This window comes from Streptomyces hypolithicus (genome assembly GCF_052934925.1).
This window is the reverse complement of record NZ_CM128811.1, coordinates 3,295,974-3,309,203: the sequence shown is the minus strand read 5'-3', so window position 1 is coordinate 3,309,203 and position 13,230 is coordinate 3,295,974. Positions and strand designations below refer to the sequence as shown.

Here is a 13,230-nt window from a genome sequence, read left to right as displayed (position 1 = left end):
GAATGTCGGCCGCAGCAGCGACGAGGGACGGACACGCACCCCCGATGAGCAACCCCAGCAACCCCAGCAGCGCCAGCAACTCCAGCAACTCCAGCAGCCCCAACACCCCCAGCACCCCCAGCACCCCCGCCGAGCGCATCCTGATCGTCGACGACGAGCCCGCCGTGCGCGAGGCCCTGCAACGCAGCCTGGCCTTCGAGGGGTACGCGACGGAGGTCGCCGTCGACGGCGTCGACGCGCTCGCCAAGGCCGCGTCGTACGAACCGGACCTCATCGTCCTCGACATCCAGATGCCGCGGATGGACGGCCTGACCGCCGCCCGCCGCATCCGCTCCTCCGGGGACACCCTCCCGATCCTGATGCTCACAGCCCGCGACACGGTCGGCGACCGGGTGACGGGGCTCGACGCGGGCGCCGACGACTATCTGGTGAAGCCGTTCGAGCTGGACGAGCTGTTCGCCCGCATCCGGGCGCTGCTGCGGCGCAGTGCGTACGCCGCCGGGGTGCCGGCCGGCGAGGACGTACCCGGGCACCTGCTGTCCTTCGCCGACCTGCGGATGGACCTCGCGACCCGCGAGGTGACGCGGGCGGGGCGGGCGGTGGAGCTGACCCGTACCGAGTTCACCCTGCTGGAGATGTTCCTCGCGCACCCGCGCCAGGTCCTGACGCGCGAGCAGATCCTCAAGGCGGTGTGGGGCTTCGACTTCGAGCCGAGCTCGAACTCCCTGGACGTGTACGTCATGTACCTGCGCCGCAAGACGGAGGCGGCCGGCGAACCGCGCCTGGTGCACACGGTGCGGGGTGTGGGCTACGCGCTGCGGGGCGGTGAGGCGTGAGCGGTGAGCCCCGCAGGTCCCGGGTGCTGCCGCTGCGGCCCAGCGCGCTGACGCTGCGGTCCCGGCTGGCGCTGCTGACGGCGGTGGCGGTGGCGTTCGCGGTGGCGGCGGTGGCGGCGGCGTGCTGGTTCGTGACCCGGGCGCAGCTGGCGGAGCAGCTCGACACCTCACTGCGGGGTGTCGAAGTGAGCGAGCCCTACGTCCGCAACCTCCGCCTGGCGTGCGCGGGGGGCGATGCCGTGGTGGCGCCGCCCGAGGGCTCGTACCGCATCCAGATCGTCGACGCCTCCGGCGCCACCTGCACCTCCCCCGGCGTCGCCCGGATCCCCGCGCAGGACGGCGACATCGCGGTGGCGGCCGGTGAGCGGGGCGACGACCTGCACACGAGCGAGGACATCGACGGGCAGGAGATGCGGGTCTACACCTACCGGCTCCAGGACCGGCCGCAGGACCTGCTCGACTCCTCCTTCGCCGTCACCGTCGCACGCCCGATGAGCGAGGTCGACGACCCACTGGGCAGCCTCGCCTGGGTGCTGCTGGTGCTGTCCGGAATCGGCGTGGTGGGCGCGGGAGCCGCCGGGCTGTGGGTGGCCAGGGCGGGTCTGCGCCCGGTGGACGAGCTCACCGGCGCCGTCGAGCATGTGGCGCGTACGGAGGACCTGACCGTACGTATCCCCGTCGAGGGCGAGGACGAGATCGCCCGGTTGTCGGCCTCCTTCAACGCGATGACGGCCGCGCTGGCGACCTCCCGCGACCGTCAGGCGCAGCTGATCGCGGACGCCGGGCACGAGCTGCGCACCCCGCTGACCTCGCTGCGTACGAACGTCGAACTGCTCGCCCGCAGCGACGAGACCGGCCGGGTCATTCCGCCCGCCGACCGGGCCGCGCTGATGGCTTCCGTCAAGGCGCAGATGACGGAACTGGCCGCCCTGATCGGCGACCTGCAGGAGCTGGCCCGCCCCGACACGACCGACCGGGCCGGCCCGCTGCGAGTGGTCGCGCTGCACGAGATCGCCATGGCCGCCCTGGAGCGGGCCAGGCTGCGCGGACCGGACCTGACGATCACCACGGATCTGACACCGTGGTACGTACGGGCCGATCCGGCGGCGCTGGAGCGGGCGCTGGTCAACGTCCTCGACAACGCCGTGAAGTTCAGCCCGCCGGGCGCCGCGGTGACCCTCACCCTGAACGGCCGCGGCGAGCTGACGGTCCGCGATCACGGCCCCGGCATCCCGGCCGGCGAACTCCCCTACGTCTTCGAACGCTTCTGGCGCTCACCGTCCGCCCGCGCTCTGCCGGGGTCGGGCCTCGGCCTGTCCATCGTGGCCCGCACGGTCCACCAGACGGGCGGCACCGCCGAACTGCGCCCCCCGAAGGACGGCGCGGCGGGCACGGAAGCCGTGCTCCGCCTGCCGGGCGCACCCACGCCACCACCGGACACGGGGTGACGCGGGCACGCCTTGGCTGTCCCGCTACTTCGACTGTCCCGCTACTTCACCACCGTGATGCGGTCGGCCGCCGGCGGGGTGATCGGGGCGGAGGCGGTCGAGTTCGCTGCCAGGTAGGCGTTGAAGATGTCCAGGTCGGACGCTCCGACCAGCTTGTTCTTGTGCTCCTTGAAGACCGCGAAGCCGTCGCCGCCGCCCGCCAGGAACTCGTTCATCGCGACGCGGTAGGTCTTCGCCGGGTCGAGTGCGACGCCGTTCAGCTTCACCGAGGCCACGTCGATCCGGGCCGCGCCCGTCTTCGTCAGGTCCAGGGTGTACGTGAAGCCCTTCGACACCTGAAGGATCTTCGGCGAGGACTCGTTCGAGCCGCTGACCTGCTGCTGGAGCGCGGTGACCAGCTGCGCGCCGGTCAGGTCGACGACGTTCATCATGTTGGTGAACGGCTGCACGGTAAACGCCTCGCCGTAGGTCACCACCCCGTCGCCCTCGCTCCCGCTCGCCTTGAACACCAGGTCGGAGCGGATCCCGCCCGGGTTCATGAGCGCGAGCTGCGCCCCGCCCTTGTCGGCCGGGGACAGGCCCGCCAGCTGGGCGTCGGCGATCAGGTCGCCGAGCGGCTTCTCGGGGGCGGTGGAGCCGCGCCCGTTGATGTCGGCGGAGATGAAGCCCTGCGGCTTGCCGGCGATCGGCGCGGCCAGCGCGTTCCAGCGCCCGATGAGCGAGGTCATGTCCGCGGCCTTGGGCTGGTCGCGGGTGACGACGTGGTTCGCGGAGGTGGCGGACTTGACCGACGTACGGACGATGTCCCTGGTCCGGCGGTCGTACGTCAGCGTGGTGTCCGTGTAGAGCTTGCCGTACGAGGACGCCGAGGTGACCATGCGCGGGTTGCCGGCCGGGTCGGGGACGGTGCACACGTACGCCTGGTGCGTGTGGCCGGTGACCAGCGCGTCGACGCGCGGTGAGATGCCCTTGGCGATGTCGGTGATCGGGCCGGAGATGCCGTCACCGGCGCCCGGCGAGTCGCAGTCGTAGTTGTACGAGGAGGAGGCGGGCGAGCCGCCCTCGTGGATCAGGGCGACGATCGACTTGACGCCCTTGCGGTCGAGTTCGCGGGCGTACTTGTTGACCGTCTCGATCTCGTCGTGGAATCCGAGGCCCTTGACGCCTTCGGCGGTGACGATGCCCGGCGTGCCTTCGAGCGTCACGCCGATGAAGCCGATCTTGACGCCGTCCTTCTTCCATACCGTGTACGGCTTGAGGACGGGCTTGCCGGTCTTCTCGCGCGTGACGTTCGCGGCCAGGTAGGGGAAGTCCGCGCCCTCGAACTCCCTGCCCTTCTCGAAACAGCCCTCGACCGGGTGGCAGCCGCCGTTCTGGATGCGGGCCAGCTCGGCGGCGCCCTCGTCGAACTCGTGGTTGCCGACGGCCGACACGTCGAGGTCGAGCTTGTTCAGCGCCTCGATGGCCGGCTCGTCGTGGAACAGCCCGGACATCAGCGGGCTGGCCCCGATCATGTCGCCGCCGGCCGCGGTGACGGAGTACCGCTTGCCTTCGCGTGCCTTGCGCAGCGACGTCGCCAGGTACTCGACGCCGCCGGCCGGGATCGCCTTCGTCGTCCCGTCGGCCTGTGTCTCGGTGACCGTGCCGGCCGAGCCCGCCGGGGGCTCCAGGTTGCCGTGCAGGTCGTTGAAGGAGAGCAGCTGTACGTCCACGGTCCGCGACTTCGGCTCGTGCTTGCCGCTGTGCGCCCGGTCCGCGTCCTGGGCGGCGCCGGCGGGCATGGCGGCCACGAGTGCGCCCGCGGTGGCGAGTCCGGCGGCGGTGGCGAGTATGCGCCGCGTCGCGCGCTGCGAGCGGGTGGTGCGAGGGTGCGCTGACATCGGTCCCCTTGTGAGTTCAGCGTGACGGTCGACGGCAGCCTAGAGTCAACGCGCGTAGCGCGACAGGGGGTGACGGGTTACGAGCTGATTGCCGTTGGCCGTCCATGGCGGTCCCGCCTCGGCCGTCCCCCTGACGGTCTCCCTTGCCGGTCCCCCTTGGCGGTCCGTCAGCGAGCGGGTGGCCGACGGGAGAATCACGGGGGCCGCCGTAGGCTCGTATCCATGACGAATGACCCTGCGGCCCCCGCTCCCCTCCGGAAGATCCAGACCCTCGACGCGCTCACGGAGCAGCAGGCCCAGGAGGTCCTGGCGCTCCTCGACGAGGCCGCCCGCACGGACGGCGTGCAGGCCGTGTCCGAGCAGGGCCGGCTGCAACTGCGCGGCGGTCACCGGGAGGGCGTGCGGCACTTCCTGCTGTACGTCGGCGACGGGCCGCTCCTCGGATACGCGCAGCTGGAGGACACCGACCCCGTCGAGGCGCCGGCCGCCGAGCTGGTCGTCCACCCGTCGCACCGCGGCAACGGGCACGGCCGCACGCTCGGGACGACGGTGCTGGACGCGTCGGGCAAGCGGGTACGGATCTGGGCGCACGGCGGGAAGTCGGCGGCGCGCCACCTCGCGCAGGTGCTCGGGCTCACCCTCTTCCGCGAACTGCGTCAGATGCGGCGCCCGTTGAGCCCGATGGACATCCCGGAGCCGGTGTACCCGGCGGGCGTGGAGGTGCGCACCTTCGTCCCCGGGCAGGACGACAGCGCGTGGCTGGAGGTGAACGCGGCCGCGTTCGCCCACCACCCCGAACAGGGCGGCATGACACAGCGTGACCTGGACGACCGCAAGGCCGAACCGTGGTTCGACCCGAAGGGTTTCTTCCTGGCGGAGCGCGACGGCCGGCTCGTCGGCTCGCACTGGACGAAGGTGCACCCCGACGAGCAGCTCGGCGAGGTGTACGTCGTCGGCATCCGCCCCGACGCGCAGGGCGGCGGCCTCGGCAGGGCACTGACCGCGACGGGCCTGCGGCACCTGGCGGAGCAGGGCCTGCCGACGGCGATGCTCTACGTCGACGCGGACAACACGGCGGCCGTGACGGTGTACGAACGGCTCGGCTTCAGCACGCATGAGACAGACCTGATGTACCGCACGGAGTCGTAGCCGGGTCGAACAGGAATGGGGCGGTGTCTGTTGACACCGCCCCATTCTTGGATCACTATTCCACTACTTGACTAGTGAAAGGGGGTTTACCGCGTGGTCGAGTACCGCATCGACCGGCGCACCGGCGTGGCCACGTACGTCCAGATCGTGCAGCAGACCAAGCAGGCGCTGCGGCTGGGCCTGCTGGAGCCGGGCGACAAGCTCCCCACGGCCCGCGAGGTCGTCGAAGCCACCGCCATCAACCCGAACACCGTGCTGAAGGCCTACCGCGAGCTGGAACGCGAGGGCCTGGTCGAGGCCCGGCGCGGCCTCGGCACGTTCGTACGCAAGTCCCTCGGCAACGCACCCGCCGACTCGGCACTGCGCGGCGAACTCGCCGAGTGGGCCGCGCGGGCCCGCGAAGCCGGACTCGACAAGGACGACGCCCTGGCGCTCGTCACGTCCGTACTGGACGAACACTTTCCGGATCAACACTTCAAGGGGGACCACGCATGACGGACACCGCCATCGAGGCGGCCGGCCTGGGCAAGAGATACGGTCGGCGGGGCTGGGCCCTGCGCGACTGCTCATTCCGACTGCCCGTGGGCCGTATCTGCGCCGTCGTCGGACCCAACGGCGCGGGCAAGTCGACACTGCTCGCCCACGCGGCCGGCCTGCTCCGCCCCAGCGAGGGCTCGCTGACCGTGCTCGGCACCGACCCCGCGACGGCCCGCGACCGTGTCGCCTACGTCGCCCAGGAAAAGCCGCTGTACCCCCAACTCACCGTCTCCGACACCCTCCGGCTGGGTGCCGAGCTGAACCCGGCCCGTTGGGACGCCCGCATCGCGGAGCGCGTAGTACAGGATGGCGGCTTCGACGCCGGCGCGCGGATCCGTAACCTCTCCGGCGGCCAGCGCACCCGCGTCGCGCTCGCCCTCGCACTCGGCAAACGGCCCGAACTCATGCTGCTGGACGAGCCGATGGCCGACCTGGACCCCCTCGCCAGGCATCAGCTGATGGGCACGCTGATGGCCGAGGCCGTAGAACACGGCACCACCGTGGTGATGTCGTCGCACATCGTCAGCGAACTGGCGGACGCCTGCGACCATCTGCTGCTGGTCTCGGGCGGCCACATCCGGCTGGGCGGGGGCACCGACGACCTGATCAACGCTCACACCCTGGTGACCGGACGGGCGCCGGCGGCGGACCTCGCCCCGCACACCGTCGTCGAATCCCGCACCACGGGGCGCGGCACCACCGCCATGATCCGACCCGACGGCCCGGTCGGTGACGGCTGGGAGACCGAAGCGCCCACCCTGGAGGCACTGTTGCTCGCCCATCTCCGCTCGCCGAACGCGCCACCGCTGCTCACCCCGGGCACGACGGCCCGCGTGGCGCGGGAGGTGACGGCGTGAGCACGCTGACCTCGCCCGAGACGGCGACGGGCACCCTGGCCCCCGTCCCTCCGGGCCTTGCGCGGGGGCCGTTCTGGGCTCTCCTGCGCATCCACCGCACCGCACTGCGCATTTCGCTCGGCTTCATTGTCCTGGCAGCCGCGCTGACCGGTTTCCTGCGCTGGGCGGCGGCGGCCTACCCCTACAAGGAGCTGGACTGTTCCGCCGGCGGCCCGTGCAGCGATCTGTTCCTCGGCTTCGCCAGCGCCGAGGACCTGCTCGTCGAGTACATGAAGCGCGGCTCCGAGGGCGCCCTGTTGCTGCCCCTGCTGATCGGCGCCTTCGTCGCGGGCCCGGTCGTCGCCCGCGAGCTGGAGGCGGGGCTGCACCGCCTGACGTGGACTCAGTCGTTCGCCCCCGCGCGCTGGCTCGCCTCACAGCTCGCGCTCACCGCGACGCTCGTCCTCGCCGGAACGCTCGCCCTCATGGGCGTCTTCCAGCTCGGCGCGTCCGGCCTGCTGGGCCAGTCGGACCTCAGCTGGCCCGACCGTGGCCTGTACGAGGCGACCGGCCCGGCCCTCCCCGCGTACTGCCTCCTCGCGGTCGCCCTGGGCGCGCTCATCGGTCTGCTGGTACGCCGCACACTGCCGGCCGTTGCCGCCTCGGGCATCGTGACCGGCGCCGTGCTGCTGCTCATGGGCAGCCTGCGGTGGAGCCTGATCCCGGTGCGCACGATCACCGGGCCCGCGACCGGCGGGGGCTATCAGCGGTCCTTCCCGCCCGTGGGCTCCTTCATGACCGACATGGGCGTCCAGAACGCGGCCGGCGAGCGGTTCGTGTACCGCGAGTGCCTTCCGGACAGGATGCCCGGCGCGCACTGCCCCACCGACCTCCAGGTCACCGCCTGGTACGTCGACCACCACCCCCGCTCGCACTTCTGGTACACCCAGCTCCTCGAAACCTCCATCGCGCTCGCCCTCGCGGCGGCGGCAACCTACGCCGCCTTCCGCGTCCTGCGCCGTCGGCACGCCTGATCCGGCCGGGCCGGGGCCGAGGACGGGGGCTGGGGACGCTGGGCCGGGGCCGAGGACGGGGGTCCCGGCCCCGGCCCCGCTTCCTGCATGTCATGTCGCCGTTACCGGCCATTCAGACACCCTTGCGACGCTCGGGGAATGCAGCCCGCTGTGCCACCCTCCCCGCGCGCGAACGGGAGCACCTCCCGCACCTCGCCCCTGCTCGGCGCGCCCGGCGGCCCCTCCGCGCGGAACAATGGGGTCATGAGCCAGCAGCGGAGCACCGACGTCCCCTTCCAGCCCGCTCAGCCGTCCGTCGGTTCAATCACCGCGCACCGCCCGGACACCGTGGCGGCGTCCCAGGTGGCCGGGGGGCTGAACCCCGACATCGATGCCGACCCGGACTCGTACGCCGGGGACGCGGAGGCCGACACCGAGCTGCCCCAGGGCCGTTTCCTGGACCGCGAGCGCAGCTGGCTGGCCTTCAACGAGCGGGTGCTGGAGCTTGCCGAGGACCCGGCGACGCCCCTCCTCGAACGGACTAACTTCCTCGCCATCTTCGCCTCCAACCTGGACGAGTTCTTCATGGTCCGGGTGGCCGGCCTGAAGCGCCGTATCGCCACCGGTGTCGCCACCCGGTCCGCGTCCGGTCTCCAGCCCCGCGAGGTGCTGGACCTCATCTGGACCCGCTCGCGCGAGCTCATGGCCCGGCACGCCGCCTGCTACCAGCAGGACATCGCCCCGGCCCTCGCCGAGGAGGGCGTCCACCTCATCCGCTGGCCCGAGCTGTCCGAGAAGGAGCAGGCCCGCCTCTTCACCCTGTTCCGCCAGCGGATCTTCCCCGTCCTGACCCCGCTGGCCGTGGACCCCGCGCACCCCTTCCCGTACATCTCCGGGCTCTCGCTCAACCTCGCCGTGGTCGTACGCAACCCGGTCAGCGGCCACCGCCACTTCGCCCGGGTGAAGGTGCCGCCGCTGCTGTCCCGGTTCCTGGAGGCGTCGCCGCAGCGGTACGTACCCCTTGAGGACGTCATCGCCGCGCACCTCGAAGAGCTGTTCCCCGGCATGGAAGTGCTCGCGCACCACATGTTCCGGGTGACCAGGAACGAGGACCTGGAAGTCGAGGAGGACGACACCGAGAACCTGCTCCAGGCCCTGGAGAAGGAACTGATGCGGCGCCGCTTCGGGCCGCCGGTGCGGCTGGAGGTCGAGGAGTCCATCGATCCGTACGTGCTGGACCTGCTCGTGCGCGAGCTGAAGATGTCGCACTCCGAGGTGTACCCGCTGCCGGGCCCCCTCGACCTCACGGGCCTGTTCGGGATCGCCGCGCTGGACCGGCCGGAGCTGAAGTTCCCGAAGTACATCGCCGGAACCCACCGCGACCTCGCCGAGGTCGAGTCGGCGTCCGCGCCCGACGTCTTCGCGGCGCTGCGCGAGCGCGACGTGCTGCTGCACCACCCCTACGACTCCTTCTCCACCTCCGTGCAGGCCTTCCTGGAACAGGCCGCGGCCGACCCGGACGTCCTCGCCATCAAGCAGACGCTGTACCGGACGTCCGGCGACTCGCCGATAGTGGACGCGCTGATCGATGCCGCCGAGTCCGGCAAGCAGGTCCTGGTCCTCGTCGAGATCAAGGCCCGCTTCGACGAGCAGGCCAACATCAAGTGGGCGCGCAAGCTGGAGGAGTCCGGCTGCCACGTCGTGTACGGGCTCGTCGGCCTCAAGACGCACTGCAAGCTCTCCCTGGTGGTCCGCCAGGAGGGCGACCTGCTGCGCCGCTACTCGCACGTCGGCACCGGCAACTACCACCCCAAGACGGCCCGCCTCTACGAGGACCTGGGCCTGCTGACCGCCGACCCGCAGGTCGGCGCGGACCTCTCGGACCTCTTCAACCGGCTCTCCGGCTACTCCCGCCGCGAGACGTACCGCCGGCTGCTCGTCGCCCCGAAGTCGCTGCGGGACGGCCTGGTCACCCGTATCAACAAGGAGACCGCGTACCACCAGGCGGGACGCCCCAGCTACGTCCGGATCAAGGTCAACTCGCTCGTCGACGAGGCCGTCATCGACGCCTGCTACCGGGCGTCGAGGGCGGGCGTGCCGGTCGACATCTGGGTCCGCGGCATCTGCGCGATACGCCCCGGGGTCGCGGGCCTCTCCGAGAACATTCGGGTCCGCTCGATACTCGGCCGCTTCCTCGAACACTCACGGGTCTTCGCCTTCGGCAACGGCGGCGAGCCCGAAGTCTGGTTCGGCAGCGCCGACATGATGCACCGCAATCTCGACCGCCGCATCGAGGCGCTGGTACGAGTCACCGACCCGGGGCACCGCGCGGCGCTCAGCCGGCTGCTGGAAACCGGCATGTCCGACACCACCTCCTCCTGGCACCTCGGCTCCGACGGCGACTGGACGCGGCACGCGACGGACGCCGAGGGACAGCCGCTGCGGCACGTGCAGGAGATGCTCATAGACGCCCGGAGGCGCCGGCGTGCAACACCGTGACACCGCATCCCGACCCCGCACCCGGCAGGACGCCGGGCCCGGGCTGCCACCGGCTACGGGGCTCCCACCGGCGGCGGGACTCCCCCAGGCGACAGGGCTCCCGCAGCCGGCGGGTGACGTCCTGTGCCGGGAACTGCTCGCCCCCTACCTCCACGCCCAGGCGGCGGGCTTCCTGCGCAGCCTGCGTCTGCACAGCGAGAGCGGGCACAGCCCGCAGGGCGCTACGGACGCCGCCGACGCCGCCGAGGCGGCCCGGGCGATCCGGGGCGCGGCGCGCCGGATCAGCGGGACGCTGCACACGTTCCGCCCCCTGACCGACACGGGCTGGTCGGACATGCTGCGCGCGGAGCTGGCCTGGCTCTCCGGGACGCTGGCCCGCGAGCACGCGTACGCGGCGCGCCTGACGCGGCTGCTGGACGCGCTGAACCGGCTGTCGGGCGGCGGTACGGGTGCCGCTTCCCCGGCCCGTACGAGCGCGGCCCCCGCCCCGGACTCCGTCGACCCGGCGGCCGCGGTGCCCGCCGCCCGTGACGGCAGGGCATCCTCCGCCGCCGCGCACGCCTCCGGCGCCCTGACCGTCGGCGCGGCCAGGGCCGGGGCGCTGCTGGAGCGGCAGCTGACGCTGGCCAGGACGCGGGCCCACTCGGCGGCGCTCCAGGCACTGGGCTCGTCCCGGTTCCACGCCGTCGCCGACGCCGTGGCCTTACTGGCCTCGGAGGTCCCGCTCGGCCCGGCCGCCGAAGCCACCGCCTCCGAGGTGCTCACCCCGCTCGCGGTGGGCGCCGAGCAGCGGCTGCTGGAGGCGGTCGCCGCACTGCCCCTGGGGCGGGCGGCGCACCCGTACAACGCGGAGGCACTCCTCCACGGCCTGGCCGCCGCGCCGACGAGCGAGGCCCAGGACGCGCCATGGCACCAGGTACGGCTGCTCCTGCGCCTGCACCGCTACGCCCAGGAGGTCGTCGCCGCCCCGGCCGACACCCTCCCGGCAGCCCGAGCGCTGGAACACCACCGTGACGCGGCGGAGGCGGCCGGCGCGGCCGCCGCAGCTGCCCGCACCCCCCGGATCGCCCCGGCGACGGCGTACGCACTCGGCGTCCTGCACGCCGACCAGCGCCACGAGGTGGAGGCCGCGCGCTTCGCCTTCCAGCAGGCCTGGCAGCCATGACGGGCGAACCGCCGCCGGGCCCGGTCCTGGCGGCCGGCTGCCTGCTGTGGCGCCGGTCGCCGTTCGACGGCGGCCTTGAGGTGTGTCTCGTACACAGGCCGAAATACGACGACTGGTCGCACCCGAAGGGCAAGCTGAAGCGCGGCGAGGACCCGCTGGCGGGGGCCCTGCGCGAGGTACTGGAGGAAACCGGCCACCGGTGCACACCGGGCGCCCGGCTGCCCACCCTGCGGTACGAGGCGAACGGCCGCTCGAAGCACGTGTCCTACTGGGCGGCCGAGGCGACGACGGGGGTGTTCACCCCGAGCGACGAGGTGGACCGGATCCTCTGGCTCTCCCCCACCGCCGCCAGATCCCGCCTGACACAGCCCAGGGACCGGGCGTTGGTGACGGCCCTGCTGGAGGTGCTGCGCCACGCGTAGGCGCCGCGCCACGCGTAGGCGCTGCACCACGACCTCGCGCACCACACCGTTCGACACGGTTCACCTTCCGTTCACCCGCTTCCGTCGACGGCTTCACCTGTTCTGCCTAATTTCGGACGTACACGGTGCGAGGCACATCGAAAGATGCTGACCCCACTGCGTAGCTGGACCACCGAGAACAGATAGCTCTTCGCACGCCGCCACAGCGTCCACACGGGACCGGCGGCTCCTGGAAGGAACACCCGAAAGTGAAGCTTCAGCGCAAGAACCGGCTTCGCGCCACCGCGCTCGGCGCCCTCGCCGTCTCCGGCGCCCTGGTCCTCACGGCGTGCGGCTCGGACGACAACGCAGGCAGCACCGGCGGCAGCGGCGAGAAGACCACGGCCGCCTCGAACATCGAGTGCGAAGGCGCGAAGGGCAAGCTGCTCGCGGCCGGCTCGACCGCCCAGAAGAACGCCATGGACCTGTGGGTCAAGAACTTCCAGGCCGCCTGCTCCGGCGTCGAGGTCAACTACCAGGCCATCGGCTCCGGTGGCGGCATCACCAAGTTCAACCAGGGCCAGGTCGCCTTCGCCGGCTCCGACTCCGCGCTCAAGCCCGAAGAGGTCACCGCGTCGGAGAAGATCTGCAAGACCGGCAAGGGCATCAACCTGCCCATGGCGGGCGGCCCCATCGCCATCGGTTACAAGCTGAGCGGCGTGGACGACCTCGTCCTGGACGCCCCGACGCTGGCCAAGATCTTCGACTCGAAGATCACCAAGTGGGACGACCCGGCGATCAAGAAGCTGAACCCGGAAGCCAAGCTCCCCGGCACCAGCATCCAGGCCTTCCACCGCTCGGACGAGTCCGGCACCACGCAGAACCTCGGCAAGTACCTCGCTGACGCCGCCCCGGCCGACTGGAAGTACGACCCGAAGACGAAGTCGTGGCCCGCCAAGGGCGGCCAGGCCGCCAACGGCTCCTCCGGTGTCGCCACCGGTGTCAAGGACGCCGAAGGCGCCATCGGCTACTTCGAGCTCTCCTACGCCACGGCCAGCAAGATGAGCACGGTCAAGCTCGACACCGGCGCCTCCGCCCCGGCCGAGGCGACCACCGAGAACGCGTCCAAGGCGATCGCCGCCGCGAAGGTCAAGGGCACGGGCAACGACCTCGCCCTGTCCCTCGACTACCAGACCAAGGCCGAGGGCGCGTACCCGATCGTCCTGGTCACGTACGAGATCGCCTGCGACAAGGGCAACAACCCCGAGACGCTGCCCACCCTCAAGGCGTTCCTGAACTACGCGATCAGCGAGGACGGCCAGAAGGTCCTCGCCGACGCCGACTACGCCCCGATCCCGGCCGAGATCGCGGCCAAGGTCCGCGAGATCGTTCCGACCCTGTCCTGATTCCGGCCGGGGCCGGTCCGGGCCGCACCACGGCCCGGACCGGCCCCGGCATCCGGTGCA

Annotated in this window: 11 protein-coding genes; 10 read left to right on the top strand and 1 reads right to left on the bottom strand. The window is 71.8% G+C overall.

Annotation, left to right across the window (positions count from 1 at the left end; all coding sequences use genetic code 11):
- Nucleotides 1-2 precede the first annotated feature (2 nt).
- Nucleotides 3-836, top strand: a complete 834-nt coding sequence (locus ACU6WZ_RS15665; protein ID WP_447028671.1) for a response regulator transcription factor — start codon at nucleotides 3-5, stop codon at nucleotides 834-836.
- Nucleotides 833-2,284 carry a sensor histidine kinase gene (locus tag ACU6WZ_RS15660; RefSeq protein WP_447028670.1) on the top strand — a complete coding sequence of 484 codons (1,452 nt, stop codon included), beginning with the start codon at nucleotides 833-835 and terminating at the stop codon, nucleotides 2,282-2,284. The genes ACU6WZ_RS15665 and ACU6WZ_RS15660 overlap by 4 nt, the downstream gene beginning before the upstream one ends.
- Nucleotides 2,285-2,325: 41 nt before the next feature.
- Here ACU6WZ_RS15660 and ACU6WZ_RS15655 read toward each other — a convergent pair whose 3' ends face one another.
- A complete protein-coding gene (locus ACU6WZ_RS15655) occupies nucleotides 2,326-4,164 on the bottom strand; it encodes a bifunctional metallophosphatase/5'-nucleotidase (protein WP_447028669.1) in 1,839 nt (612 codons plus the stop codon).
- 222 nt (nucleotides 4,165-4,386) lie between these two features.
- Here ACU6WZ_RS15655 and mshD point away from each other — a divergent pair, with 222 nt between their 5' ends.
- The 8 genes from mshD (at nucleotide 4,387) to pstS (ending at nucleotide 13,170) form a co-directional block, all read left to right on the top strand.
- The gene (gene mshD, locus ACU6WZ_RS15650; RefSeq protein WP_447028668.1) at nucleotides 4,387-5,313 is read left to right on the top strand and encodes a mycothiol synthase; all 927 of its coding nucleotides are present in this window, start codon (nucleotides 4,387-4,389) and stop codon (nucleotides 5,311-5,313) included.
- Nucleotides 5,314-5,406: 93 nt separating this feature from the next.
- A complete protein-coding gene (locus tag ACU6WZ_RS15645; protein ID WP_447028667.1) occupies nucleotides 5,407-5,808 on the top strand; it encodes a GntR family transcriptional regulator in 402 nt (133 codons plus the stop codon).
- Entirely contained in the window at nucleotides 5,805-6,707 is a 903-nt protein-coding gene (locus ACU6WZ_RS15640) for an ABC transporter ATP-binding protein (RefSeq protein WP_447028666.1), read from the top strand. Before ACU6WZ_RS15645 ends, ACU6WZ_RS15640 begins: the two co-directional genes overlap by 4 nt.
- Nucleotides 6,704-7,720 (top strand): ABC-2 membrane transporter-related protein, encoded by a 1,017-nt coding sequence (locus ACU6WZ_RS15635; protein WP_447028665.1) that lies wholly within the window; start codon nucleotides 6,704-6,706, stop codon nucleotides 7,718-7,720. Before ACU6WZ_RS15640 ends, ACU6WZ_RS15635 begins: the two co-directional genes overlap by 4 nt.
- A 243-nt stretch (nucleotides 7,721-7,963) precedes the next feature.
- Nucleotides 7,964-10,198 (top strand): RNA degradosome polyphosphate kinase, encoded by a 2,235-nt coding sequence (locus tag ACU6WZ_RS15630; protein ID WP_447028664.1) that lies wholly within the window; start codon nucleotides 7,964-7,966, stop codon nucleotides 10,196-10,198.
- A gap of 121 nt (nucleotides 10,199-10,319) precedes the next feature.
- Entirely contained in the window at nucleotides 10,320-11,363 is a 1,044-nt protein-coding gene (locus tag ACU6WZ_RS15625; protein ID WP_447034056.1) for a CHAD domain-containing protein, read from the top strand.
- A complete protein-coding gene (locus tag ACU6WZ_RS15620) occupies nucleotides 11,360-11,785 on the top strand; it encodes an NUDIX hydrolase (RefSeq protein WP_447028663.1) in 426 nt (141 codons plus the stop codon). The genes ACU6WZ_RS15625 and ACU6WZ_RS15620 overlap by 4 nt, the downstream gene beginning before the upstream one ends.
- Nucleotides 11,786-12,033: 248 nt before the next feature.
- Complete coding sequence (pstS, locus tag ACU6WZ_RS15615) at nucleotides 12,034-13,170, top strand: phosphate ABC transporter substrate-binding protein PstS (RefSeq protein WP_447028662.1); 1,137 nt, start codon at nucleotides 12,034-12,036, stop codon at nucleotides 13,168-13,170.
- Nucleotides 13,171-13,230: the final 60 nt, after the last annotated feature.

Coding starts and splice junctions, on each gene's coding strand:
- ACU6WZ_RS15665 (WP_447028671.1), top strand. CDS start 3: ATGTCGGCCGCAGCAGCGACGAGGGACGGACACGCACCCCCGATGAGC.
- ACU6WZ_RS15630 (WP_447028664.1), top strand. CDS start 7,964: ATGAGCCAGCAGCGGAGCACCGACGTCCCCTTCCAGCCCGCTCAGCCG.
- mshD (WP_447028668.1), top strand. CDS start 4,387: ATGACGAATGACCCTGCGGCCCCCGCTCCCCTCCGGAAGATCCAGACC.
- ACU6WZ_RS15655 (WP_447028669.1), bottom strand. CDS start 4,164: ATGTCAGCGCACCCTCGCACCACCCGCTCGCAGCGCGCGACGCGGCGC.
- ACU6WZ_RS15620 (WP_447028663.1), top strand. CDS start 11,360: ATGACGGGCGAACCGCCGCCGGGCCCGGTCCTGGCGGCCGGCTGCCTG.
- ACU6WZ_RS15640 (WP_447028666.1), top strand. CDS start 5,805: ATGACGGACACCGCCATCGAGGCGGCCGGCCTGGGCAAGAGATACGGT.